This is a genomic window from Candidatus Sulfotelmatobacter sp., from assembly GCA_035504415.1.
Lineage (GTDB): Bacteria > Vulcanimicrobiota > Vulcanimicrobiia > Vulcanimicrobiales > Vulcanimicrobiaceae > Vulcanimicrobium.
The window spans coordinates 598,317-624,585 of sequence record DATJRY010000011.1; the positions used below are offsets into that span (position 1 = coordinate 598,317).

Annotated in this window: 20 protein-coding genes; 13 read left to right on the forward strand and 7 right to left on the reverse strand. The window is 70.4% G+C overall.

What is annotated here, in order from left to right; translation table 11 throughout:
- Positions 1-34: 34 nt before the first annotated feature.
- Positions 35-814, forward strand: coding sequence for an alpha/beta hydrolase (locus VMD91_09185; GenBank protein ID HTW84226.1), 780 nt, complete (start codon positions 35-37; stop codon positions 812-814).
- A 41-nt stretch (positions 815-855) separates the two neighbouring features.
- The gene (locus VMD91_09190) at positions 856-1,971 is read left to right on the forward strand and encodes an alkene reductase (protein ID HTW84227.1); all 1,116 of its coding nucleotides are present in this window, start codon (positions 856-858) and stop codon (positions 1,969-1,971) included.
- Here VMD91_09190 and VMD91_09195 read toward each other — a convergent pair.
- Complete coding sequence (locus VMD91_09195) at positions 1,968-4,139, reverse strand: molybdopterin cofactor-binding domain-containing protein (GenBank protein HTW84228.1); 2,172 nt, start codon at positions 4,137-4,139, stop codon at positions 1,968-1,970. The genes VMD91_09190 and VMD91_09195 overlap by 4 nt on opposite strands.
- The gene (locus VMD91_09200; protein ID HTW84229.1) at positions 4,136-4,603 is read right to left on the reverse strand and encodes a (2Fe-2S)-binding protein; all 468 of its coding nucleotides are present in this window, start codon (positions 4,601-4,603) and stop codon (positions 4,136-4,138) included. The genes VMD91_09195 and VMD91_09200 overlap by 4 nt, the downstream gene beginning before the upstream one ends.
- 61 nt (positions 4,604-4,664) lie before the next feature.
- On the opposite strand from VMD91_09200, the gene VMD91_09205 reads away from it, so the two are divergent.
- The 10 genes from VMD91_09205 (at position 4,665) to VMD91_09250 (ending at position 16,305) form a co-directional block, all read left to right on the forward strand.
- The gene (locus VMD91_09205) at positions 4,665-5,003 is read left to right on the forward strand and encodes a hypothetical protein (GenBank protein ID HTW84230.1); all 339 of its coding nucleotides are present in this window, start codon (positions 4,665-4,667) and stop codon (positions 5,001-5,003) included.
- A gap of 32 nt (positions 5,004-5,035) precedes the next feature.
- Positions 5,036-7,360, forward strand: a complete 2,325-nt coding sequence (locus tag VMD91_09210) for a hypothetical protein (protein HTW84231.1) — start codon at positions 5,036-5,038, stop codon at positions 7,358-7,360.
- Complete coding sequence (locus VMD91_09215) at positions 7,357-8,079, forward strand: hypothetical protein (protein ID HTW84232.1); 723 nt, start codon at positions 7,357-7,359, stop codon at positions 8,077-8,079. The genes VMD91_09210 and VMD91_09215 overlap by 4 nt, the downstream gene beginning before the upstream one ends.
- A 1-nt stretch (position 8,080) precedes the next feature.
- Positions 8,081-8,995, forward strand: a complete 915-nt coding sequence (locus VMD91_09220) for a LysR family transcriptional regulator (GenBank protein ID HTW84233.1) — start codon at positions 8,081-8,083, stop codon at positions 8,993-8,995.
- Between the two features lie 5 nt (positions 8,996-9,000).
- A complete protein-coding gene (locus tag VMD91_09225) occupies positions 9,001-10,350 on the forward strand; it encodes a cytochrome ubiquinol oxidase subunit I (GenBank protein HTW84234.1) in 1,350 nt (449 codons plus the stop codon).
- Positions 10,347-11,357, forward strand: a complete 1,011-nt coding sequence (gene cydB / locus VMD91_09230) for a cytochrome d ubiquinol oxidase subunit II (GenBank protein HTW84235.1) — start codon at positions 10,347-10,349, stop codon at positions 11,355-11,357. Before VMD91_09225 ends, cydB begins: the two co-directional genes overlap by 4 nt.
- 24 nt (positions 11,358-11,381) lie before the next feature.
- Complete coding sequence (locus VMD91_09235; protein HTW84236.1) at positions 11,382-13,247, forward strand: alkaline phosphatase family protein; 1,866 nt, start codon at positions 11,382-11,384, stop codon at positions 13,245-13,247.
- Positions 13,248-13,469: 222 nt separating this feature from the next.
- Entirely contained in the window at positions 13,470-14,687 is a 1,218-nt protein-coding gene (locus tag VMD91_09240) for a pyridoxal-phosphate dependent enzyme (protein HTW84237.1), read from the forward strand.
- Positions 14,688-14,802: 115 nt separating this feature from the next.
- Positions 14,803-16,164, forward strand: a complete 1,362-nt coding sequence (locus VMD91_09245; protein ID HTW84238.1) for an OFA family MFS transporter — start codon at positions 14,803-14,805, stop codon at positions 16,162-16,164.
- Positions 16,165-16,176: 12 nt separating this feature from the next.
- Positions 16,177-16,305 carry a hypothetical protein gene (locus VMD91_09250; GenBank protein ID HTW84239.1) on the forward strand — a complete coding sequence of 43 codons (129 nt, stop codon included), beginning with the start codon at positions 16,177-16,179 and terminating at the stop codon, positions 16,303-16,305.
- Between the two features lie 58 nt (positions 16,306-16,363).
- Here the strand turns inward: VMD91_09250 and fdhF are convergent, their stop codons facing one another.
- Genes fdhF through VMD91_09265 form a run of 3 tightly spaced genes read right to left on the reverse strand, consistent with a single transcriptional unit; the run spans position 16,364 to position 21,128 of the window.
- Entirely contained in the window at positions 16,364-19,180 is a 2,817-nt protein-coding gene (gene fdhF / locus VMD91_09255) for a formate dehydrogenase subunit alpha (protein HTW84240.1), read from the reverse strand.
- 1 nt (position 19,181) lies between these two features.
- The gene (locus VMD91_09260; GenBank protein HTW84241.1) at positions 19,182-20,918 is read right to left on the reverse strand and encodes an NADH-ubiquinone oxidoreductase-F iron-sulfur binding region domain-containing protein; all 1,737 of its coding nucleotides are present in this window, start codon (positions 20,916-20,918) and stop codon (positions 19,182-19,184) included.
- A gap of 3 nt (positions 20,919-20,921) precedes the next feature.
- Entirely contained in the window at positions 20,922-21,128 is a 207-nt protein-coding gene (locus VMD91_09265; protein ID HTW84242.1) for a hypothetical protein, read from the reverse strand.
- A gap of 85 nt (positions 21,129-21,213) precedes the next feature.
- Between VMD91_09265 and VMD91_09270 the strand changes: the two genes are divergently transcribed.
- A complete protein-coding gene (locus VMD91_09270; GenBank protein HTW84243.1) occupies positions 21,214-21,756 on the forward strand; it encodes a TlpA disulfide reductase family protein in 543 nt (180 codons plus the stop codon).
- 2 nt (positions 21,757-21,758) lie between these two features.
- Here VMD91_09270 and VMD91_09275 read toward each other — a convergent pair whose 3' ends face one another.
- Both VMD91_09275 and polX read right to left on the reverse strand, forming a co-directional pair.
- A complete protein-coding gene (locus VMD91_09275) occupies positions 21,759-24,488 on the reverse strand; it encodes an ATP-binding protein (protein HTW84244.1) in 2,730 nt (909 codons plus the stop codon).
- Positions 24,488-26,221, reverse strand: coding sequence for a DNA polymerase/3'-5' exonuclease PolX (polX, locus tag VMD91_09280; protein HTW84245.1), 1,734 nt, complete (start codon positions 26,219-26,221; stop codon positions 24,488-24,490). Before polX ends, VMD91_09275 begins: the two co-directional genes overlap by 1 nt.
- Positions 26,222-26,269: the final 48 nt, after the last annotated feature.

Sequence of the window (26,269 nt, forward strand, 5' to 3'; positions counted from 1 at the left end):
CGAGGCCGGCGACCGCGACGCGCCGGCGCTGCTGCTGCTGCACGGCTTTCCGTCGTCCTCGCGCATGTTCGAACAGCTCATCCCCGGCCTGGGCGACGCGTTCTGGGTGATCGCGCCCGATCACCTGGGCTTCGGGCACTCCGACGCGCCGCCCGCCTACCGATTCGCGTACACGTTCGATCGGCTGGCCGCGATCGCCGAGCACTGGACGCAAGCCGTCGGCTTGCGGCGCTACACGCTCTTCGTCCAAGATTACGGCGGACCGATCGGCATGCGGCTGGCCGTCGCGCATCCCGACCGGCTGCAAGCGCTGATCGTGCAGAACGCCGTCTCGCACGAAGCCGGGCTGGGCCCGCTGTGGGACCAGCGGCGCGCGTTCTGGCGCGACCGCGCGGCCAACGAAGCCGCCTTGCGCGAGAACCTGCTCTCGCTCGCGGCGACGAAGCAGCGCCACATCGGCAGCACCCCGCATCCCGAGCGCTACAGCCCGGACCTGTGGGTCGACGAGTACCGGTTTCTCACCCAGCCGGGCATGATCGACATCCAGAGCGACCTGTTCTACGACTACCGCACCAACGTCGCGTCGTATCCGGCGTGGCAAGAGTTCTTGCGCGCGACGCAGCCGCCGCTGCTGGTCGTGTGGGGCCGCTACGATCCCTCGTTCCAGACGGCCGGCGCGCTGGCATATCGCGACGACGTTCCCGGCGCCCAGGTGCACCTGCTCGACGCCGGCCACTTCGCGCTCGACGAAGCGGCCGACGAGATCACCGCGCTGACGCGAACGTTCCTCGCACAGGTGAACGCCGCGCGCTGAGCGATGCAACGCCCGTCGCCCGGCGCGTGTCGAAGCGGACGATGTCGCTCGATGCATCCATCCTCTTCACGCCGTTCACGCTCGGTCGCTTGCGGTTGCGCAACCGTGTAGTCATGGCGCCCCTCACGCGCAACCGCGCGACGCCCGGCACCGACGCGCCGCACGCGCTCAACGCCGAATACTATCGCCAGCGAGCGAGCGCGGGACTGATCATCGCCGAAGCGACGCAGATCTCGCCCTACGGCAAGGGCTACGCGTTCACCCCCGGCATCTACTCACCCGAACAAGTCGCCGGTTGGAAACTCGTCACGGGCGCCGTGCACGCAGCCGGTGGCGCGATCTACCTGCAGCTGTGGCACGTCGGTCGCTTCTCCCACCCCGCGCTGCAGCCGGGCGGTTTGCTCCCGGTCGCGCCGTCGGCGATCGCGCCGGAGAACCAGCGCACGTTCATCGAGACCGGCGAGTTCGTCACGGTCGGAACGCCGCGCGCGCTCGAGCTGAACGAGCTGCCCGGGCTGGTCGACGATTACGCCGACGCGGCGCGCAAGGCGATCGAGGCCGGTTTCGACGGCGTCGAAATCCACGCCGCGAACGGATACCTGCTCGATCAGTTCCTGAAAGACGGCAGCAATCACCGCACCGACCGCTACGGCGGGACGGTTGACAATCGGATGCGCCTGCCGCTCGAAATCGTGGAAGCCGTCACCGCCAGCGTCGGCAGCGACCGCACCGGAATCCGCATCTCACCCGTGTCGCCCGCGAGCGGCTCGTTCGACAGCGATCCGGCCGCCGTCTACGTCCCGTTCGTGCGCGAGCTCGATCGCTTCGACCTGGCCTACGTGCACGTCATCGAAGGCCACACGCAAGGACCGCGCGACTTTCACGGCTTCGATTTCGCGGCGCTGCGCGCCACGTTCGACGGTCCGTGGATGGTCAACAACGGATACACGCGCGAGCTCGCCGTCGAGACCCTCGCTGCCGGGAAGGCCGATCTGGTGGCCTTCGGGCGGGCGTTCGTCGCGAACCCCGACCTGGTCGAGCGGCTGCGCATCGACGCGCCGCTCAACGAAGTCGACTGGGACCACACCTTCGGCGGCGATGCACACGGATACACCGACTACCCGACGCTGGCCGCACAAGGCGCACCCGCCGACTAGGCGCGCAGCGCCGCCTTCACCGCCTCCGGCGTGAACGGTACGCTGCGCAGCCGCGCGCCGGTGCGGGCGAAGATCGCGTTGGCGACCGCCGGGGCGATGACCGTCGTCGTCGCCTCACCGGCACCGAGGATCTTTTCGTTGGGGCGGTCGACGACGCGCACCGTCACCGCCGGCACCTCGCTGAAGCGCAGGATCGGATAGCTCTCCCAGTCGACGCTTGTGACGGCGTGCCGGTCGAAGCGTACCGCCTCCTTGAGCGCGCGGCTGGTGCCCTGCACGGCGTTCCCTTCGATCTGGTTGCGCAAGCCGTCGGGGTTGACGACCAGCCCGCAGTCGTGTGCGATCCACAGGTGTCGCACGCGCACGGCACCGCTGGCACGATCGACGTCGACGTCGGCGATGGCGGCGACCAGCGCCTGCGTGTTCTCGTAGTGGCAGAAGGCGAAGCCGCGGCCGGGCTTCCAGTCCGCGCGCAGCGCCTCGACCACCGCGCGTGCGCGCGGGTCGGTCAGGTGCGCGAGCCGGAACGCGAACGGATCCGCGCCGGCTTGGTGCGCCAGCTCGTCGATGAACGACTCGTTGGCGAAGGTGTTCCCCGGCCCGCCGAGCCCGCGCAGCGCCGACTGGCGCAGCAGCGCCGTCGGTTGATCGACGATGGTCACCCGCTGCGCCGGAATCGCGTAGTCGTTCGGCGCGTTGCGATCGCCGCCGATGTACGTCGGCGGCGCGCTCTCGCCCATCAGCTGCCCGGGCAAGACGTTGCCGGCCAGGCCGTCGGGGCGACCGCTGTGCGTCGGCGTCCAGACCCGGTAGTCCCAGGCCGCGATGGTGCCGCTCGCGTTGAGCGCGCCGCGCAGATCGACGACCATCGCCGGCCCCTTGGGGTCCCAGCCCGTCTCGTCGGCGCGCATGTACTGCAGCCGCACCGGCGCGCCGACCGCCTGCGAGAGCAGCGCGGCCGAAGCGGCGACGTCGTCGGCGCCGTTGTGACCGTAGCAGCCCGACGCCTCGACGTAGCGCACCCGTACTTTGGTCGCGGGCAGCCCGAGCAGCTGCGCGATCGCGCCGCGCAGCGGGAAGACGCCCTGCGTCCCCGACCAGATGGTCGCGGCGCCGTCGCGCACGTCGGCCACCGCGCACGACGGCCCGATCGAGACGTGCGACTGGAACGGCCAGGTGTAGCGCGCGTGCAGCGCGTGCGCCGCGCTTTGCAGCGCGCCGTCGGCGTCGCCAGTGTCGATCAGCACGCGTTCTTTTCCCGGCGTCGCGACGACGGCCGCCGCCAGGTCCGCCTGCGCCGGCAGCGTCTTGCCGCCGCTCCACTGCGCGCGCAATGCTTGCGCGGCGCGGATCGCGGTCCACTCGTCGCGCGCGACGACGGCCAAGAAATTCTTCCGTTGCACGACCTGCACGCCGGCCAGCCCGCGCAACGACGTCTGGTCGACGTGCTCCAGCGTCGCGCCCAAGCGCGGCGGCAGCACGACGCGACCGTGGCGCATCCCCGGCAGGCGCACGTTGTGGACGTAGCGATAGCTTCCGGTGACCTTCCCCGGCAGGTCGACGCGGGGCACCGGCGTGCCGACGATGCGATAGCTGCTCGGCGAGCGCAGCGGCGGGTGCGGCGGGATGGTGCGGCCGAAGCGATGCCCGTCGAGCAGCGCGCCGTAACCGATGCGCCGTGATGGATCGGCGGCCACGAACACGCTGCCGTCGTGCACGGCCAGCCGTTCGCGCGGGACGCCCAGCCGCGTCGCGGCCAAGTCGACCAGCGCTTCGCGCGCGACCGCGCAGGCGGCGCGCACCGGCGTCGCGCCGCTGGTCAGCGTCTGGCTTCCGGCGGTGTAGCCTTGGTCGGGCGTGAGCGCGGTGTCGGCCGCGGCGACGTGCACCGCCTCGAAGGCGACGCTCAGCTCGTCGGCGACGAGTTGCGCCATCGCCGTGTCGACGCCGGTGCCGAGTTCCACCTTGCCGAACAGCACGGTCACCGCGCCGTCGCGATCGACGGTCAGCCAGGCGTCGACGTCCGGTTTGCCGCGCGTCCCGAGCGGGTTCGCTTCCCGTGCGCCGCTCGAGGTCTGCGCGAACGCGGGGACGCTGCCGGTCGCGAAGCCGACGACGAGCAGTCCGGCGCCGCGGCGCAGGAAGGTCGCACGATCGAGCGTCGTCATGCCGGCGTCTCGGCGGCGCGCTTGACGGCGCGCAAGATGCGCAAGTGCGTGCCGCAGCGGCACAAGTTGCCGTCGAGCGCGGTGCGGATCTGCGCGTCGCTCGGGTGCGGGTGCTGATCGAGCAGCGCGCTCGCGGCGACGACCATGCCGGGGATGCAGTACCCGCATTGCGCCGCCTGCTCGGCAATGAACGCGGCTTGCACGCGACCCGGATGGTCGGCGTCGCCGAATCCCTCGACGGTGGTGACGCGACCGCTGCCGACGGCGGCCAGCGGCGTCACGCACGAGCGGATCGGGCTGCCGTCGAGCAAGACGGTACACGCGCCGCACTGCGCCAGCCCGCACCCGAACTTGGGACCGGTCAGCGCGAGCTCGTCGCGCAGCGCGTAAAGAAGCGGCGTGTCGGGCGTGGCGTGCACCTCGCGCGGGCGCCCGTTGACGTGAAGGGTCGTAGAAGCTGCCACGCGAGCAGTATAGCGCCACGGGCTGGGAACGGGCACGACGATTCTCGAACCACGCGCCGTTGTGGACTGGAGCTTCCTGGAGGGCTCGCGCGCCTTCGACGTGACGTGGGGACTGGTCAGCGGTGCGCTCTGTCTCACGCTCGCGCTGCCGATCCTGTGGTGGTCGCTGCCGGCACATCGGCGCTCGCTGTTCGGCCGGGCGCTCGACGCGCGCGGCAACCTTCAGCTGGCCTACGGCATCTTCGCGATGGCGATGGCGTTCACCGACGCCGGCTGCCGCCTCATCCCGCACGGCGACCTGCCGTGGGTCCACCCGACCTTCTTCGTCATGACGCTCGCGCTCGTCGTGGGCCTGGGCCCGCGCGTCGTCGCCGTCGGTCGCGCCCGCACCTCGGCCTGATTCCGCTCCGCACCGCATCTCCGGAGGACCGCGTGAAACGGACCCTGCTCTTGGCCGCCCTCGGCGCGCTCGCGCTCGGCGGCGTCGTGCTGGCCGCGCCGGCGATCACGACCTTGCCCACCGGCTGGCGCATCGTCGGCAACGACGGCCCGGTCGTCACCGTCGGTACCCTGCCTGAAGGGCTCGCGCTCGGCCCCGGCGGCAGCACGCTGATCGAGATCGAAGGCGGTCATCGCAAGCCCGCGCTGCGCGTCTTCGACGCGGCGACGCTGCACGAGCTGCGGAGCCTGCCGCTCAACGGCGCCTACGGCACGCCGCTGCGCGATCCGAGCGGGAGCGGCGTGTGGATCGGCATCCCAGGCGGCTTTCAAGAGCAGATCGCGCACGTCGACACGGCGACGGCAACCGTCGACGACGACGTCTCGCTGCCGATCCCGTTCTTTCCGGTCGCGCTGGCGCGCGCGCCGCACGCCGACCTGCTCGCGGTGGCGGGCGACTTGAGCGGACGCATCGCCTTCGTCGACCCGCATGCCGACCAAGTCGTCGGGTTCGCGCGGGTCGGACTGCATCCGGCCGCGCTGGCGTTCGCGCCCGACGGTGCGCACCTGTACGTCGCCGAGCGCGGTGAACGCGACGTCGACGTCGTCGCGCTGCCGACGACGGCCCACCCCATGGTCGGCATCGCGACCCGCATCACCGTCGGCCTGCACCCCGACGCGCTGGCGCTGCGCGGCAACCGGCTCTACGTCGCCGACGCCGACGACGACGACGTCGCGATCGTCGACGTGAGGACGAACCGCGTCGTCGCGCGCGTTCCGCTGCCCTTCCACCAGCCGGGCGTGTTCGGCGATTCGCCCAACGCGCTCACCCTCGACGCCGACCGCCTGTACGTGAGCTGCGGCGCGGCCAACGCGGTCGCGGTGTTCCGGCTGAGCGCCGCCGGCCTGGCGCCGCTGGGCGCGATCCCGACCGGCTGGTATCCGACCGCGGTCGCGGTCGACCGCGCGCACGGCGTCCTCTACGTCGCCGACGGCAAAGGCGAGTCCAGCCACGCGAACCCGCGCTACGATCCGCTGCACGGCGGCCGGACGGACTACATCGCCGACAACCTGGTCGGCTCGATCCGGCGCATGGCGATCCCCGACGACGCGACGCTGGCGCAGGGCTTGGCGACCGTGCGCGAGCTGGCGCAGCACGCGGTCGTTCCGCCCAGCGCGATCGTGCGCGCGAACGGCCCGATCCAGCACGTCATCTACGTCATCAAGGAGAACCGCTCGTACGACGAAGTGCTGGGCGATCTGGCCGGCGCCGACGGCGATCCATCGCTGGTGCTGTTCGGCGCGAACGTGACGCCGAACCAGCACGCGATCGCCCAGCGCTTCGGCGTCTTCGACCGCTTCTTCGAGGACGCGCACGTCAGTGCCGACGGCCACAACTGGTCGACGGCCGCATTCGCCAACGACTACCTCGAGAAGATGTGGCCGCAAGACTACGCGGACCGCGGCCGCCCGTACGACTTCGAGGACGCCGCCGAACCGGCGGTGCCGCACAGCGGCTATCTGTGGGACGACGCCGTCGCCCACCACGTCACGCTGCGCAACTACGGCGAGTTCGCGACCGGCGGCCCCAGCGCGCCGACGCCGGTCTCGGTCGCCGATCCGACGCTGCGGGTGAACACCGATCGCAACTTCGCGACCTTCGACCTCGACGTCCCCGACGCCGACCGGTTCACCGAGTGGAAGCGCGAGTTCGACGCCTACGAGCGCACCCGCACGCTGCCGGCGCTCGAGATCGTACGGTTCCCCGACGATCACACCGCCGGCACGCGGCCGGGCGCGCTGACGCCGCAGGCGATGGTTGCCGACAACGACGAGGCCGTCGGCCGGCTGGTCGACGCCGTCTCGCACGCGCCGGACTGGTCGAGCACGGCCGTCTTCGTGATCGAGGACGACGCGCAGAACGGTCCCGATCACGTCGACGAGCAGCGCTCGACGTTCTATCTCGCCTCGCCGTACGCCGCCGGCGGCGTGCAGCACCTCGCGTACAGCCAGGCCTCGGTGCTGCGGACGATGGAGCTGATCCTCGGCCTGCCGCCGCTCTCGACCTACGACGCGGGTGCGCCGCCGCTGAGCGCGGCCTTCACCGCCACGCCGAACCTGCGCCCCTACGACGCCCTCGCGGAAACGACCGACGTCCACGCGAAGAACGGCCGGACGGCATACCGGGCGGCCGACAGCGCGCGCTTCGATCTCGCCGAGGAGGACCGCGTGGACGACGCCACCTTCAACGACATCCTCTGGCGCGCGATCAAGGGCGCACAGGCGACGCCGCCGCCGTACGGGGCGTTCGCGCGGTGACCGCGCACGCGCTGGCGCTGGGGATCACGGCGTTCCTGGCCTGTGCCGTCGAGGCGATCGAGGCGCTGACGATCGTCGTCGCCGTCGGCGTCACCCGCGGATGGGGCCGCGCGCTGACGGCGGCGTTCTGCGCGATCGTCGTGCTGGCGGCGGTCGTCGCACTGGCCGGCCCGCGCCTGCCGGAACTGGCCGACCTGCGCTTCGTGCGTTTGATCGTCGGGCTGATCGCGTTCTACCTGGGCGTCACCTGGCTGCGCAAGGCGATCTTGCGCGCGGCCGGACGCAAGGCGCTGCGCGACGAGCACGCGGCGTTCGAGCGCGGTCGCGCCAAGGTCGCCGCGGGCGACGACGCCGCCGCCTTCGCCACCGCGTTCAGCGGCGTGCTGACCGAAGGGATCGAAGTCGTCGCGATCGTGCTCGCGTTGGGCAGCGGAACCACGCAGACGCTGGCGGCGGCCACCGGCGGCGCGCTGATCGCGATCGTCGCGGTCGCGCTGCTCGGCGTCGCCGTCCGCGGCCCGCTCGAGCGCGTTCCGGAGAACGCGCTCAAGTACGTCGTCGGCGTGATGGTCACCGCGTTCGGCATCTTCTGGACCGGCGAAGGCCTGGGCGTGAGCTGGCCCGCCGACGACGTCGCACTGTTCTATCTGGCCGCGATCGTGCTGGCGGCAGCGGGCACGACGACGGGCGCGCTGCGCACGCGTACCGCCCCGAGCTGAGGTGGAGCTCCGCGACCTTCGCTACTTCGTCGCCGTCGCGCAAGCGCGCAGCTTCAGCCGCGCCGCCGAGGCGCTGCACCTCGCGCAGCCCTCGCTCAGCCAGGCCATCAAGAAGCTCGAGAACGAGTTGGGCGTCGCGCTGTTCGCGCGCGCCCACCATCTGGTCGAGCTGACCGACGCCGGCGCGGCGTTCTTGCGCGAGGCGCGCACGGTGCTGGCGCAGGCCGCGGTCGCGGCGGACACCGCGCGCATGGTCGGCAACGGCACGATCGGTCAGCTGCGCATCGGCTTCATCGACTCCTCGGCGCTGCGCATCATGCCCGAGCTGGTGCGCCGGTACCGGGCCGCGCATCCCGGCGTGCGGCTGCACTTCATCGAGCTGAGCACCGCGCAGCAGATCGCGGCGCTCAAAGCCGATGAGATCGACGTCGGAATCGCGCGCGGTCCGGTCTGGGATCCCGAGTTGGCCGGCGTGCGGGTGGCGACCGAGGAGCTGTACGTCGCGCTGGCGGCGACCCATCCGCTGGCGCCGCGCGAGACGCTGGGCATCGGCGAGCTGCGCGACGAGCTGTTCGTGCTCTACCCGCCGACGAAGGGCACCGGCCTGTACGACGAGGTACTGCGCCTATGCCACGACGCGGGCTTCGAGCCGGCCGTCGCGCAGGAAGTCAACGAGATCCCGATGATCTGCGGCTTGGCCGCCAGCGGCGCCGGGGTCGCGATCGTACCCGGCTCGGCGCGCGTGATCGCGATCGAGGGCTTGCGCTACGTGCGGCTCGAGCCGCCGGCGACGATCGAGCGCTGGGCCCTCTGGCGCGAGACCGCGAAGCTACCGGCGATCGCGGCGTTCGTCGACGTCGCGAACGGTATGGCGGACGGCGCGGACGGGCGCGAACGAGAGCACGGCGGGAGGTAGCGGTTTTGGAAACGGCGCTGGCGGCGGATCGCATTCAGTTTGCGTTCACCATCATGTTTCACTACTTGTTCCCCATCGGGACGATGGGCTTGGCACCCTTCGTCGCCTGGTACACGTTGCGCGCGCTGCGAACGGGCGACGCCGCGTACCAGCGGGCGGCGCGCTTTTGGGCGCGCATCTTCGCGGTGAACTTCGCCGTCGGCGTCGTCACCGGGATTCCGATGGAGTTCCAGTTCGGCACCAACTGGGCGCTGTTCTCCGCGCGCACCGGCGCCGTCATCGGTCAACCGCTGGCGATGGAAGGCATCTTCGCGTTCTTCCTCGAGTCGGTCTTCCTGGGCGTCTTCTTGTACGGGCGCGGCATCTCGCCGCGCCTGCACGCCGCCTCGGCGATCCTGGTCTGGCTCGGCTCCTGGCTGTCCGGCTTCTTCATCGTCGTCACCGACGCGTGGATGCAGCACCCGGTCGGCTATGCGGTGGCCGGCGGCGGCCAGGTGGTGTTGACGAACCTCGGCGCCGTCCTGCTCTCGCCGTTCGCCTGGTGGCAGTTCGCGCACGTCCTCACGGGCGCGGTGCTGACCGGCGGCTTCGTGATGGCCGGCGTCGGCGCGTACTATCTGCTCGCGCGCCGGCAAGAACCCCACGGGCAGCTCTTCCTGCGGACCGGGATCGTCGTCGCGTTCGCGTTTTCCGTGCTGGCCGTGTTTCCGACCGGCGATCGCAACGGCTCCGACATCTCCGTCTATCAGCCGGCCAAGCTCGCGGCGATGGAAGGGCTGTTCCAATCGGAGACCGGCGCGCCGCTCGCGATCATCGGTATGCCGGATACCGACAAAGGCACGTTGATCGATCCCGTGACGGTGCCCGACCTGCTCAGCTTCCTCGCCTACGGCAACTTCCGCGCCAACGTCCGCGGCATCGCGACCTATCCGCCGGACGAACGCCCGCCGGTCGCGGTGACCTACTACGCGTATCACGTCATGGTCGGGCTGGGCACGATCTTTCTCGGCCTGACCACCCTGGCGATCGTGCTGTGGCGCTTGCGGCTGCTCGAACGCAGCCGCTGGCTGCTGTGGCTGCTGATGCTGGCCATGCCGTTCCCGTACATCGCTAACGAAGCCGGCTGGGTGACGACCGAAGTCGGGCGCCAGCCCTGGATCGTCTACGGCGTGATGCGCACCTCGGAGGGAGCGTCGGCCAACGTCGCCGGCGGCGAGACGATCTTCACCATCGCCGGATTCGTCGGCATGTACTTCTTGCTCGGCTTGCTCTTCATGCTGCTGGTCTTGCACGAGATCGGCGTCGGGCCCGACGAGCAGCACACGCCGGCGTTGTCCGCGCAGGGCGTACCGTGATCGTCGCCGCGTTCGTCATCCTGCTGCTCATGCTCGGCACCTACGTGCTGCTCGACGGTTACGACCTGGGCGTCGGGATGCTCCATCTCTTCGTCGCGCGCACCGATCGCGAGCGCGCCGCGACGATCGCCAGCATCGGTCCGTTCTGGAACGGCAACGAGGTCTGGCTGATCGCGGCCGGCGGCACGCTGTTCGGCCTGTTCCCACTGGTCTACGCCTCGTCGTTCAGCGGCTTCTATCTGCCGTTCATCGTCGTGCTCTGGCTCTTGATGTTCCGCGGCATCGCACTCGAGCTGCGCGGGCACTTCCCGAGCGATCTCTGGCACCAGTTCTTCGACGTGACGTTCGCGCTCGCGAGCGCGCTGCTCGCGCTGCTGTTCGGCGTGGCGCTGGGCAACGTCGTGCGCGGCGTGCCGCTCGACGCGTCGCACTACTTCGAGGGCACCTTTGCGTTCTTGCTCAACCCGTACGCGCTCGGTGTCGGCCTGCTCGCGGTGCTGGCGCTGGCGCTGCACGGCGCCGCCTGGGTCGCGATGCGCGTCGACGGGTGGCCGGCCGATCGCGCGGTCGGAGCGCAGCGCATTCTCTGGCCGGCCGTGACGGCGCTTGCGGTGGTGATCACCTACGCCACCTTTCGCGTCCACTCGCCGTGGCCGAACCTGGTCGCCATGCCGTGGATCGCGCTCGCGCCGCTGGCCTCGCTGGCGGGTCTGATCGGCATGGTCGCACTGCGCGCGCAGCCGCGGCTGGTGTTCGCGGCCTCGTCGCTGTTCCTGGCCGGCATGCTCGGCTCGGCCGGCGCGACGGTGTTTCCCTACCTCTTGCCGGGGTTTCCGGCGGCGGCGAACGGGCTGAGCATCTACACCGTGCCGGAATCGCCGATCGCGCTGGCCACGATGCTTCCCGTCATCGTCGTCGGGCTGGTGATCGTCGCCGTCTATCGCGTGTTCGTCGCCGGGCGGCTCGATCGCGGTGCGCGAAATGACGCCGGCTTAGACTCACCTTAACCTTCGACCCGTACCGTCCCGCGTATGTCGTCCGTTCTTCGCCGGGCCGGTACCGCCGCGCTCGCCTCTCTGCTCGCGACCGCCGCGCCGCTGGTGCCGAACGCGCCGCTGGACGCGCAACCGGCGCCGCACAACGTCATCCTGTTCGTCCCTGACGGCCTACGCGGCGCGATGGTCGACGCGACCACCGCGCCGACCATGGACGCGCTCCGGCACGCCGGCGTCACCTTTTCCAACAGCCACGCCATCTTTCCGACCTTCACCACCGCCAACGCCTCGACGATGGCGACGGGCCATCTGCTCGGCGACACGGGCGACTTCTCGAACACGATCGACGTCGGCTACAAGGCGCCGTCGGCCGGCTACTCGTTCACGCCCTTCCTCGAGTCGGATCCGGTCATCGCCGACGTCGACGAACGCTTCGCCGGCAACTACTTGGACGAGGACGAGATCCTCGCGCTCGCGCACGCGCGCGGCTTCGCCACCGCGGCGGTCGGCAAGGTCGGTCCGGTCGCGATCTTCGACGCCGCCGACGTGCAGGGCACGCGCACGCTGGTCATCGACGACCAGACCGGCCACACCGATCCCGGCGGCAAGCTGATCGGCCGTCCGCTGCCGGCCGACGTCGTCAGCGCGCTCGCACAGCAGACCGGGACCGCGATCGCGCCGACCCGCGGCGCGAACGGCGTCGCCGGCAGCGCGACGACGCCCGGCACGACCAGCACCAACGCCGACCAGCAGAACTGGTTCGTGGCCGCCGCGACCAAGGTGGTGCTGCCCGCGTTCAAAGCCGCCGGCAAACCGTTCGTGCTGGTGTTCTGGTCGCGCGACCCCGACGGCACGCAGCACAACCAGGGCGACTCGCTGGGCCGGCTCGTCCCCGGCATCAACGGCCCGACCTCGCTGGCGGCCATCCGCAACGCCGACGACGACTTGCGCGCGCTGCGCGCGAGCCTGCGCGATCTCGGACTCGAGCGCACGACCGACGTCATCGTGACCAGCGATCACGGCTTCTCGACGATCGCCAAGGACACGCAGACCTCGCCGTCCGCGAAGTACGCGCTGACCGGCGTCCCGGCCGGCCAGCTCCCGCCCGGCTTCCTCGCTCTCGACCTCGCCGCCGCGCTGAACCTGCCGCTGAGCGATCCCGACGCCAACGACACCGTCGTGCACCCCGACCTCGAGCACAAGTTCCCCAGTCACGGCGACGGATTGATCGGCACCAGCATCACCGATCCCGAGGTCATCGTCGCCGCCAACGGCGGCAGCGATCTGATCTATCTGCCCAAGGATGACGCGGTCGCGCTCGCGCCGACGATCGTCACCTTTCTCGAACATCAGGATTACGTGAGCGGCTTGTTCGTCGACCCGCGGTTGGGCGCGTACCCGGGCACGTTGCCCGCCGACGCGGTTTCACTCGTCGGCAAGGCGATCACCCCGCACCCGGCGATCGCGGTCAGCTTCCGCTCGCGCGGCACCGGCTGCGAGAACGCGTTGCGCTGCACGGCTGAGATCGCCGACACGACCCTGCAGCAAGGCCAAGGGATGCACGGCTCGTTCAGCCGCGCCGACACGGCGAACTTCACCGCCGCGATCGGCCCCGACTTCAAGCGCGGCTTCGTCGATACCGCACCGGTCTCGAACGCGGACGTCGGGATGACGATCGCGCGCATCATCGGGCTCGACCTGCGGCACGTCGCCAAAGGCGTACTGCTCGGCCGCCCGTTCCTCGAGGCGATGCCGGGCGGCACGATGCCGGTGGTGACGCACGGCGAGGAGGTCTCGGCGCCGGGTCTGTTCGGGCTCGAGACGGTCGTCAAATGGCAGCGCGCGGGCGGCGAGCGCTACATCGACGCTGCCGGCTTCCCCCAACGAACGGTCGGTTTGTAGTCCACCCTTGACACGCGCGGCGCAGCCGTGATACACAACGCCACACCGATGTTCGCTTCGTCCTCGATCATCATCGCCTCTCGGATCATTATCGCGGCTCCTCCGGGCCGACGAGCAGCTTCCGCGTAGACGAACGACGATCGCAGACGTGCAAGCCCCTCGCCGGATTCGGCCGAGGGGCTTTTCGTTTTTCCGCACCGCCGCGTTCCTGAAAGGCTTCCGATGACCGCCGCCTTCCCGCTCCACGCCGACGCCGTCCACGCCGCCGCCGCGCGCATTCGCGGCGGCGTGCTGCGCACGCCGACCGCGCGCTCGCGCGTCCTCTCCGAGCTGATCGGCGGCGAGGTCCACCTCAAGCTCGAGAACCGTCAGGCGACCGGCGCGTACAAGGAGCGCGGCGCGCTCAACGCGCTGCTCGTGCACCGGGACGACGCGCGCGCGCGCGGCGTCGTCACCATGTCGGCCGGCAACCACGGCCAAGCCGTCGCGTTCCACGGCACGCGGCTGGGACTGCGCACGACCGTCGTGATGCCGGAGAACACGCCGCTGCTCAAGGTCCGCCGGACGCGGGACTTCGGCGCCGAGGTCGTGCTCGTCGGCGACGGCTTCGCCGACGCGGCCGCGCACGCGCAGGCACTGGCGGCGCGGACGGGCGCGGTGCTCGTCCACCCGTACGACGACGCGGACGTCATCGCCGGGCAAGGCACCGCGACCCTCGAGCTGCTCGAGGACGCCGGCCCGCTCGACGCGCTGCTGGTCCCGGTCGGCGGAGGCGGGCTCATCGCCGGGGCCGTCCTCGCCCGCGCGGCCCACGGTTCGGGCGCGACCGTGGTCGCCGTGCAGAGCGAGGCGTTCCCTTCGCTGGCGGCGGCCCGCCACGGCGACGCGGTGCCGGGCGGCGTGACCATCGCCGAGGGGATCGCGGTCGCGCGGCTGGGCAGCTTGCCGCTGGCCGTCGTCGCCGACGCCGTGCGCGAGACGATCCTGGTCGACGAGCCGGCCGTCGAGACCGCGATCGCGACCCTGCTCGAAGAGGAGAAGCTGGTCGTCGAAGGCGCCGGCGCGGCCGGCGTCGCGGCCTTGTTGATGCGCCCGGCGCAGTTCGCCGGCCTGCGGGTCGGGATCGTGCTGTGCGGCGGGAACATCGACCTGGGCACGCTGGCGTCGGTGATCGTGCGCGCGCGCATCCGCGCCGGGCGGGTCGTGCGCATCCGGGTGCGGATGGTCGACAAACCGGGGGAGCTGGCCAGCGTCGCCGAGGCGATCGCCCAGGCGCGGGTCAACGTCCTGGACGTCGCGCACCACCGCGTGCTGGGGACGGTCCCGGCGAAAGTCGCCGAGCTGGACCTCACCGTCGAGCTGGAGCGGGCCGAAGATCTGGCCGGGGTGCTGGCGGCGATCCGCGAGCGCGGCTTCGACGCCGACGTCGTCCGCGACTGAGCCGATATCCGGAAAATACCTGCACCCGACCGCTCGCAGGGTAGAAGCGCCCGTCACCCGTACGACCAAGGGGACATTTGTCGCTTGCGTCGTTCCACGACGCGGAGGAGAGGACTTGGCTACCAACTTCCTCGACCGCTCCCGTTCTGTCGCCGGCCCGGGCTTCAACCGCTGGCTCGTGCCCCCCGCGGCGCTGTGTATCCACCTGTGTATCGGTGAAGTGTACGCGTTCAGCGTCTTCAACAAGCCGCTGAGCCAGGCGATCGGCATCACCGCACCGGCCCCGGGTGACTGGTCGATCCCCGCATTGGGCTGGATCTTCAGCGTCGCCATCGCCGTGCTCGGCATCTCATCGGCGGTCTGGGGCCGCTGGATGGAGCGCGTCGGCCCGCGCATGGCGATGTTCTGGGCCGCGATCGCCTTCGCCGCCGGTTTCTTCGTTTCGGCGATCGGCGTTCAGGTCCACCAGCTGTGGCTGGTCTATCTCGGATACGGCGTGATCGGCGGCTGGGGCTTGGGCATCGGCTACATCTCGCCCGTCTCGACGCTGATCAAGTGGTTCCCCGATCGCCCGGGCCTGGCGACCGGGACGGCGATCATGGGCTTCGGGGGTGCGGCGCTGATCGCATCGCCGCTCTCGGTCCTGCTGATGAAGCATTTCGGCGGCCCGACCTCGGTCGGCGTCGCGCCGACGTTCGTCGTGCTCGGCGTGCTGTATCTGATCTGGATGATGGTCGGCTCGCAGATCGTGCGCGTCCCGCCTCCCGGCTGGCGCCCTGCCGGCTGGAGCCCGACCGACGAGTCGGGCAAGATGATCACCACCCGCCAAGTGGTGCGAGCGCAGGCGCTGCGCACGCCGCAGTTCTACCTGCTCTGGCTGGTGCTGTTCTTCAACGTCACCGCCGGCATCGGGGTGCTCGGCCAAGCCTCGCTGATGGCGCAAGACGTCCTGGGCGTCACCGCCGCGGCGGCGGCCGGCTTCGTCGGCCTGCTCTCGCTCTTCAACATGGGCGGCCGCATCTTCTGGGCCTCGATGTCGGACTTCATCGGGCGCAAGGGCACGTACGTGATCTTCTTCGTCGTCGGCGCGATCTTGTACGCGCTCACGCCGACGCTCGGACAAACTCACGCCGTCGTGCTGTTCGTCTTGGCGTACTGCATCGTCCTCACGTTCTACGGCGGCGGCTTCGCGACGGTACCGGCCTACCTGCGCGACCTGTTCGGAACGGTCGAGGTCGGCGCGATCCACGGCGTCCTGTTGACGGCGTGGTCGGCGGCCGGCGTCGCCGGTCCGGTGCTGATCAACTACATCCGCCAGTTCGAGCTGGACCACGGCGTGGCCAAGAATGACGCCTACGGCGTGACGATGTACGTCATGGCGATCCTGCTCGTGCTCGGCTTGATCTGCAACCTGCTGATCCGGCCGGTGGCTGATCGCTTCTACGTGCCGGCCGGCGCTGCCGAAGCCGTGGCCTGAGGAGGGAGAACGATGAACACGAACACGCCTCCATCGTCCTCGAACGCCGTGGCCCTGTTCCTGGCCTGGGCCTTCGTCGGTATCCCGCTCCTGTGGGGCGTGGTCCTGACCTGCATCAACGCCGCCAAACTGTTCCAATGACGGCGGTCTGATGACACGAGAGGCCCGTGCACTGCACGGGCCTCTTCTCTTGTGTCGCTCAGATGCGAGCGGGGATGCGTTCGCCCTTGCTGAGCTGGACGGCGCAGAACTTGAACTCGGGGATCTTGCCGAACGGGTCGATGGCGTCGTTGGTCAGCAGGTTCGCCGCCGCCTCGTTGTAGGCGAAGGGCATGAACAGCACGCCGCGCTGCATGCCGAAATCGGCGCGCCCGTGCGCGGTCAGCGAGCCGCGTCGCGAGGAGAGCGTGATCAAGCCGCCGGGTTCGACGCCGAGCGCGGCCAGGTCGTCGGGATGGATGCTGACGACCGGTTCGGGCTCGAGCGCGTCGAGCACGCTGGCGTTGCGCGTCATCGAGCCGGTGTGCCAGTGCTCGAGCTGCCGGCCGGTGGTGAAGATGAACGGGTACGCGTTGTCGGGCAGCTCGTCGGCGTGCGTGAAGGCGGCCGGATAGAACAAGCCGCGACCGCCCTTGCGCGGGAACTGCTCGGTGAAGATCACCGGCTCGCCGGGATCGCCTTCGTGCTCGAGCGGATACGTCAGCGAGCCTTCGGCGTCGAGCCGTTCCCAGGTGATGCCGGCCATGCTCGGCGTCGCCGCGCGAATCTCCTCGAACACCGCGCGCGCGTCGGGGTACTGCCAGTTCAGCCCGAGGCGGCGCGCGATCTCCTGGATCAGCTCGAGGTCCTGGCGCGCCCGGCCGGGCGGATCGATCGCCTTGCGGCCGAGCTGCACGCGGCGATCGGTGTTGGTGAACGTCCCGGTCTTCTCGGGAAACGCCGAGGCGGGCAGGATGACGTCGGCGTAGCTGGCCGTCTCGGTGAAGAAGATGTCCTGCACCACCAGGTGCTCGAGCATCGCCATCGCTTCGCGCGCGTGCTGCACGTTGGGGTCCGACATGGCCGGGTTCTCGCCCATGATGTACATCCCGCGGATCGTGCCGTGATGGACCGCGTCCATGATCTCGGTGACGGTCAACCCGGCCTTCGGATCGAGCGGCGTTCCCCACAACGCTTCGAACTTCGCCCGCGCGTCGGGATTGTCGACGCGCTGATAGTCCGGGAACATCATCGGGATCAGCCCGACGTCAGAGGCGCCTTGCACGTTGTTCTGCCCGCGCAGCGGGTGCAGCCCGGTACCCGGCCGGCCGATCTGGCCGGTCATGAGCGCCAGCGAGATGAGGCAGCGCGCGTTGTCGGTGCCGTGGACGTGCTGCGAGATCCCCATCCCCCAGAAGATCATCGCCCCCTTCGCCGTCGCGTACAGGCGCGCGACCTCGCGCACGGTTCGGGCGTCGATGCCGGTGATCGCGGCGGTCTTCTCGGGCGCGTAGTCGGCGACGTTCTCGACCAGCGCTTCGTAGTTCTCGGTGCGCTCGCGGATGAAGCGCTCGTCGACCAGCCCCTCCTCGACGATGACGTGCATGATCGAGTTGAGCAGCGCGACGTCGGTGTCGCCGTTGAACTGCAGGAAGTAGGTCGCGTGGCGCGCCAGGTCGCTGCGGCGCGGGTCCATCAGGATCAGCTTGGTGCCGTGCTTGGCCGCGTTCTTCATGAAGGTCGCCGCGACCGGATGGTTGACGGTCGGATTGGCGCCGATGACGATCGCGACTTCCGCCAGCGCGACGTCCTCGACCTGATTCGAGACCGCGCCCGAACCGACGTCCTCCAACAGCGCGGCCACCGACGAGGCGTGGCACAAGCGCGTGCAATGGTCGACGTTGTTGGTGCCGAAGCCGACCCGGACCAGCTTCTGGAACAAGTACGCTTCTTCGTTCGAACCCTTGGCCGAGCCGAAACCCGCCAGCGCGCCGGGCCCGTGCTCGTCGCGAATCGCGCGCAGCGGTAAGCCGGCGCGGTCGAGGGCCTCCTCCCAGCTCGCTTCGCGGAAGAGCGTCATCATGTCGTCGGGATCGACCAGGTCGGCGCTCTTCGGCGCGTCGGCGCGCCGGATCAGCGGCACGGTGAGCCGTTTGGGGTTGTTGACGTAGTCGAAGCCGAAGCGGCCCTTGACGCACAAGCGGCTCGCGTTCGAGGGACCGTCGCGGCCCTCGACCGAGATGATCTTCCCGTCCTTGACGTTGTACGTCAGCAAACAGCCGACGCCGCAGTACGGGCACGCCGAATCGACCTGCGCGTCGGGAACGACGTTGTAGGCGCCGTTGGCGGGCGCCAGCGCACCGGTCGGACAGGCTTGCACGCACTCGCCGCACGCGACGCACGAGCTGCCGCCCATCGGGTCGTCGAAATCGAACACGATCTTGGCGTGCTCACCACGGCCGCCCCAGCCGATGACGTCGTTGACTTGTTCCTCGCGGCACGCGCGCACGCAGCGGCCGCACTGGATGCAGGCGTCGAGGTGCACCGCCATCGCCGGATGCGAAAGGTCGGGTTGCCACTGCGCGCGCTGCGGATAGCGGCCGGCGCTCGCGCCGAGCAGCGCGGCCCAGTGGTCGAGCTCGGAGTCGCGCTTGTAGGGCGAGGTCGCGGCCGGCTGATCGGTCAGCAGCAGCTCGGTGACCATCTTCTGCGAGCGCACGGCGCGCTCGCTGGTGCTCTGCACCTTCATCCCCTCGCTGGGGCGACGGCAGCACGAGGGCGCGAGGACGCGCTCGCCCTCGATCTCGACCATGCAGACGCGGCAGTTGCCGTCGGGCCGGTACCCGTCCTTGTAGCACAGGCGTGGTATCGACACGCCGTGACGGTCGGCGGCTTGCAGGATCGTCTCGTCGGCGCGCGCGACGATCGGCGCGCCGTTGAGCGTGAAGCTGACGTCCGGCGCGCCGTTGGTCGCCGCGACCTCCCCGTTCATCGCGGCGTTGCGCGCCTGGTCGATCTGTTGCGGGGTGATGGCCACGCTAGGACACCTCGTGGGGGAAGTACTTGAACACCGAGAGGAACGGATTCGGCGCCGCCTGGCCCAAGCCGCAGATCGAGGCGTCGATCATCACCGCCGAGAGGTCGCGCAGCAACGTCTCGTCCCAATCGGCGCGCTCCATCAACGCGACCGCCTTGGCGGTGCCGACGCGGCACGGCGTGCACTGCCCGCACGACTCGTCGTGGAAGAAGCGCAGCATGTTGAGCGCGGCGTCCTTCGCCGTGTCCTGGTCCGAGAGCACGATGATCGCGGCCGAGCCGATGAAGCACCCGTACGTGTTGAGGGTGTCGAAGTCGAGCGGGATGTCGGCCATGGCGGCCGGCAGGATACCGCCCGACGCGCCGCCGGGGAAGTAGCCGTAGAACGTGTGACCGGGCAGCATGCCGCCGGCGTACTCGTCGAGCAGCTCCTGCATGGTGATGCCGGCCGGCGCCAAGTGCACGCCGGGCTTGGCGACGCGGCCGCTGACCGAGAACGAGCGCAACCCTTTACGCTCGTGCCGGCCGTGCCCGGCGAACCAGTCACCGCCTTTCTCGAGGATGTCGCGCACCCAGAACAGCGTCTCCATGTTGTGCTCGAGCGTCGGCCGCCCGAACAGCCCGACTTGCGCGACGAACGGCGGCCGCAAGCGCGGCATCCCGCGCTTGCCCTCGATCGACTCGATCATCGCCGACTCTTCGCCGCAGATGTACGCGCCCGCGCCGCGCCGCAGGTGAATCGCGGGGATCGGGAACGACGCGCGCGCCTGCAGCGCGGCGATCTCGTCGGTCAGGATGCGGCGCACGTGCGCGTACTCGTCGCGCAGGTACACGTAGATCGCGTCGATCCCGACGGCCCACGCCGCGATCAGCATCCCTTCGAGAAAGCGGTGCGGGTCGCGCTCGAGATACCAGCGGTCCTTGAACGTGCCGGGCTCGCCTTCGTCGATGTTGACCGCCATCAGCTTGGGTGCCGGCTCGGCACGCACGATCTTCCACTTGCGCCCCGACGGGAAGCCGGCGCCGCCCAAACCGCGCAGCCCGGAGTGCTCCATCGTCGCGATCGCGTCCTCGGGCGTGCGGCGCCCGTCGTGACAGGCGACCAGCGTCCGATAACCGCCCGCGGCGACGTACTGCTCGTAGGTCGTGTAGGGGGGCACGACCGGGTCGTACGCCTTCGCCTCGAGCGCGGCGTCGACGTCGGCGACGGTGGCGCCTCCGAGCGCGTTCTGCTGCACCAGCGCGACCGGCGCGACCTCGCAGCGACCGACGCACGGCGCGGTGATGACCCGCACGCCCTCGCCATAACCGCCGTTGCGCAACAATCCGAGCAGCTGCCGCGCGCCGGCCAGCTCGCACGAGAGCCCGTCGCACACGCGCACCGTGATCACGGGCGGCGCGGCCGCGCCGTCGGCGACCACGTCGAAGTGGTGATAGAAGGTCGCGACCTCGTAGACTTCGGCCGGCGCCAGCCGCATCTCGTCGGCCAGCGCGGTCAGATGCGCGCTCGAGAGCGCGTGGTAGCGGTCCTGGATCTTGTGCAGGTGCTCGATCAGCAGGTCGCGCCGGCGCGGCTCGTCGCCGAGCAGCGCGCGGACCTCGGCCAGCGCGGCCGGATCGACCGGGCGCCCGCGACCCTCACGCCGCTTCTTGCGCCGCTGCGGCTCGTCGCCGGGCCGGCCGAGCCGGGCGGCTCGGCCGAGCGGGACGTTCCCGCCGATCAGGTCGATCGTATCCAACCGCTACTCCTCGCGCTCGGCGCTGCCATCGGGGCCGAGCCCGTCAAAACTGCCGCCCTCGCGCAGCGCTTCCTCCGCGTTGAACGGCTCGCGCTCCTCGGCCGCCGTCTCGGTCGGCGCGTGAAACGCCGTGGTCGGCCGTTCGACGGCCGGGCGGCCGACGACGTTCTCGCCCTCTTCCGCCCGCTCGGGCGGTCTGCGCTCGTCCATCGGTGCTCTCCTATTTCGTGGTATACCAAATTGCCGCCGCGTACGCCAGCAGGCGAGGGAACGGCGAAGTGGCTAATTTCCGCCCATGCTCGGTCGCGCGGAGTTCCTGACCGGCCTGGTCGCGGTCATCTTGCCCAACGACGGTTCGAATCGCCCACCCTCGCTCAAGCTCGGGGTGCCGACGAACTGGCGGATTCGGGTGCTCGACGGTCCCGACTTCCACTTGGCCGATCACCGCGGCTCCGTCGTGGTGGCCACTTTCTTCGCGACCTGGTGCCCGGCGTGCGTCGAGGAACAGCCCGCCTTCGTCACCTTCGCGAACGCGCATCCGGACACGGTCGTGCTGGCGGTCGACGTCCAGGAGCGCGACGACACCGTGCGCGCCTGGCGCAAGCGCTTCGCCATCCCCTATCGCATCGCGATGGACGAAAATGGCGGCTTCCTCGACGCGCTGACGCCCAAGGGCGTCCTGCCGACCACCATCGTCTTCGATCCCAACGGCTGTCTGTATTCGTGGCACTACGACGAGTCGACCGTCGAGTGGCTCGAACAGCAGCGCGCCGACGCGCTCGCGGCTGCCGCGCCCAGCCCGGCGCCGGCCGCGTCCGCTTCGCCGGCGCCGAGCTGACGTCAGGCCGAGGTCGCGTGCGAGGTGCCGTCGAGCGAGGTGCGCACCGCGCCGTAGAGATCCTTCATCAAGAACGGCTTGGTCAAGAACGCCGACCAGCCGCCGCGTTCGGCGGGGAAACGCAGTCCGAGCCAGATCAGCGGTACGCGCGCGCCCGCGCGGCGGAGAAAGACGCCCGGCTGGAGCTCGAGGCGATCGCCGTCGACCACCGCGGCGTCGAAACGGCCTTCGGCCAGGACGCGCAGCAGCTCTTCGCCGCTGGTCGCGACGGTGACGGCCGCGCCGTCGTCGCGCAGCGTGTGCGCGATGTACGAGCGCGCGTCGCCGTCGGTGTCGAGCAGCGCCAGGCGCAGCGAGGGTGCCGCGCGCGTGACCGCGCGCGTGGGGATCGCGACGCGGAAGGTCGCGCCCTGCCCTTCGGCCGACTCGACCTCGATCGAGCCGCCGTGCATGTCGACGATCGTCTTGGTCAGGTACAGACCGAAGCCGGTCCCCGCGATGCCGAGCGCGCGCGCGTTGCTGGCGCGCGCGAAACGCCCGAACAGCTTGGCGCGCTCGTTCTCCGGAATCCCGATGCCGCGATCGCGCACGGCCAGCTCGACGTGCTTGTTGCGCGCGCGCACCGTCACCTCGACGGGCTCGCCCCCGGGCGAATACTTGATCGCGTTGCCGATCAGATTCTCGATGACTTGGCGCAAGCGGCTGGCGTCGCCGTAGACCGACAGCCGATCGCCTTGCACGCGCAGCTCGATCGGCCGGGTGACGCCCAGCACGCGCACCACCTCGCGCACGATCGCGCCGAAGTCGACTTCGTCCAGGGTCAGCGCGAGCTCATTCTGCTCGAGCCGTGAGAGCGCGAGCGTGTCGGTCGCCAGCGCCGCCAAGCGCATCGCGCTCGAGGAGATCATGCCCAGATACTGCCGCGACTCGGCGTCGAAGCGGTCGTCGTCGGCCAATACGTCGGCGAAGCCGACGATCGTCGTCAGCGGGCCCTTGAAGTCGTGCGCCAGCATCGCGATCAGATCGTTCTTGACCTGGTTGAGCTCGACCACGGCGTCGCGGCGCGCGGCCAGCTCTTGGTACAGCTCGACGTTGCGCGCGGCCACGCCGAAGTATTGACCGAGCAGACCTAGCGCGAAGACGTCGGCCGTGGTGAAACGCGTCTGCCGCTGGACGTCGAGCACGTAGGCCGTGCCGCCGCCCGAGCCGACGATGCGCACCGCCACCCGCTGCTCGGCCTCGTCGAGCACCGCCACGTCGGTGCGCGAGGCCAGCGATACGAACGGGTCGCCGGTCGCGGTGTCGTGATCGGGCGCCAAATCGCTGGTAGCGACGAAGCCGCCGCGCGTGCCGGGAACGTAGAGCGTCGCGCGGCCGTCGACCAGCTGACGAACGCCGCCGAGCAGCGCCTCGACCAGCAGCGTCGGCTCGAGCGAGGCGAACAGCGTGCGCGCGATCGAGGTGATCGCGGTCAACCGTTCGTTCTGCATGGCCAGCTGCACGCCGCGCAGCACCTGCTCGGTCACGTCGCGCAGCACCATGACGAAGTACGCCGTGCGGCCGTCCTCGTCGGGCAACGGTCGCACGCTGGCCTCGGCATGCCAGGTCGAGCCGTCGGCGCGGTACGAGATGAACTCGATCCGCACCGGCCGTCCGTTCAGCAGCTCGTGACGGGCGGCGTCGATGCTGACCATGTCGGTGCGCGCGCCGAAGAAGGTGTCGACGCGGCGCCCCAGCACGCGATCGGCCGGATAGCCCATTTGGCGCAGAAACGCTTCGTTGGCGTAGACGACCGTCGAGCTCTGGTCGGGATCGGCCGACGGTTTGGTGATCAGGATCGGATCGTGCGCCGCCTCGATCGCGGTCGAGAGCAGGTTGATGCGCTCTTGAGCCTGCTCGCGCTCGGTCAAGTCGGTCGCGACCGCCATCGCGAACTCGTGACCGCGGGCGTGCATCAGCTCGAGCCGCAGCTCGATCGGATAGGTGCTGCCGTCCTTGCGCCGCGCGGTCGTGCGCATCGTCAGGCGGCGGTCGGGCGCCGCGTGCAGCTCGCGCAGACGCGCGTCGAGCTCCCCGTCGGCTTCGAGCGCGGGCAACAGCTGCGCGAGCGGGAGCGCGTGCAACTCGTCGAGCGAGTACCCCAGGTTGCGGCGCGCGGCCTCGCTGGCGAAGACGACGTGCCGCGAGCCCAAGTCGACGTGGTACAGCTCGGTGTGCGAGGAGTCGAACAGCCGCAGCAGCGTGCGCCGGGCTTCGAACTCCTGGACGACGGCCGCGGCGATCGCTTCGAGCGCCGCCCGCTGGTGCGGCTCGAGCGTGCGCGGCTTGACGTCGGCGACGCACAGCGCACCGATCGCGTGGCCGTCCGACGAACGCAGCGGCACGCCGGCGTAGAAGCGCACCTCCGGGCCGCCGGTCACGAACGGATGGTCGACGAAGCGCGCGTCCTCGTGCGTGTCGGCGACTTCGAGCAGCCCCGCGCCGGCCACGGTGTGGGCGCAGAACGAGAGGTCGCGCGGCACCTCGGGGCTCTCGATGCCGGCCCACGACTTGGTCCATTGGCGCGCGTGGTCGATCAGGTTGATCTGCGCGACCGGCGCCCCGCAGGTCTCCTGCGCCACCCGCGTGAGCGCGTCGAAAACCGCCTCGGGCGGGCTGTCGAGGAGCTCGTACTCGTGGAGGGCGGCCAGTCGCCGCTCTTCGTCCGCGGGGACCGGCGGTCGTTTCGCCATCAAGCTCTCCGCGAGCGCTTCGCCTGCACGAAGGCCAAGACTTCCTCGAGCGGCCGGGCGTTGAGCACCTCGGCCGGGCCGATCCAGGCGCGGCGCGCCTGACCGACCGCGAAGGACACGTTGGCCAGGTCGGCGACGCCGTGCGCGTCCGAGTCGCAGGCAAACGTCACGCCGAATTGACGCGCGTGGCGCGCGAGCGGATTGGGGAGGTCCAGCCGTTTGGGCTGGCCGTCGATCTCGAGCGCCGTCCCGGTCCGCGCCGCAGCCGCGAAGACCGCATCGTGGTCGAAGTCGTACCCGGGGAACGTCTCCACGTTGCGGCCGGTCGGGTGCCCGATCACGGTGACGTAGGGGTTCTCGCAGGCGCGGATCAGGCGGGCGGTCATCGTCTCGCGCGACTGCTGCATCGCCGAGTGGACCGAAGCGACCACCAGGTCCAGCTCGGCCAGGACCGCGTCCTCGAAGTCCAAGCTGCCGTCGGCGCGGATGTCGACTTCGGCCGCGCACAGCGTGTGCACGCCGTAGCGCTCGCCGATCGCGCGCACCTGCGCGCGTTGCTCGCGCAGCTTCTCGGGGCTCAGACCGATCGCGCCCCGGCCCCACGAGTGATCGCTGATGGCGTGGTACGCGTAGCCGCGCGCGGCGGCGGCGGCGATCATCGTGTCGAGCGCGTCGCGGCCGTCGGACCAGGTCGAGTGCATGTGGAAGTCGCCGCGCAGGTCGCTCAGCGCGACCAGTTCGGGCAGCGTTCCGTTGCGGGCGGCCTCGATCTCGCCGACGCCCAAGCGCAGCTCGGGTGGAATGTACGGCAGCCCGACCGCCGCGTAGACGTCCTCTTCGTGACGCGAGGTGATGGTGCGGCCGTCGGTCAGGTCGACGATTCCGTTCTCGCTCACCCGCAGGTTCTTGCGCACCGCTAGCTCGCGGAACTGAATGTTGTGCTCGCGCGAGCCGGTGAAGTGCTGCAAGAGGTTGCCGTAGAGATGCGCCGGCAGCACGCGCAGGTCGATCTGCAGTCCGCCTTCGAGCCAGATGCTGGCCTTGGTCGGGCCTTCGGCCAGCACCGACGCCGCCCGCTCCCAGGCCGTGAAGGCGGCGATCACCGTCTCGGCGTTGGCCGAGGTGCAGATGATGTCGATGTCGCCGACGGTCGGCTCTTGGCGGCGCACGCTGCCGGCCGGGGTCAAGTCGGCGGCGTCGCTCATGCGCTGCAAGTACGTGATGATCTCGTGCGCCAGCGGGAGCGCGACGCCCAGCGGCGTGCGGCGCGCCCGGCCCTTGGCCGCCAGCACGCCGCGCCGGATGTTCTCGATCGACTTCGCGCCCAGCCGCGGCATGGTCGCGATCGCGCCGTCGCGCAGCGCGGCGTCCAGGTCGGCCAGCGAGGCCACTCCCAGCCGTTCGAACAGCTGCTGGGCGGTCTTCATCCCGATCCCGGGGACGGTCAGCACCTCCAGCAGCGTGGCCGGGTAGCGTCCGCGCAGCTCCTCGAGGTACGGGTCGGTGCCGGTCGCGACCATGGTCGCGATCCGGCCGGCGATGGTCTTGCCCACGCCCGGCAGCGCCGTCAGCGCCTCCACGTCGACGCTCGCGCCCAGCGGCGGGGCGTTCTCCAGCGTCTCGGCCGCCCGCTCGTAGGCCATGAACTTGAAGAACGGCTCGCCCGCGAACTCCATCAGGGTTCGGATCTCGCGCAAGAGCCGCGCGATATCGGCGTTGGTCAGCGTGGCCATGGCGGACGGCGAGCTTCCACGAGCGAGGACTTCGGTCCGGCCCCGCGT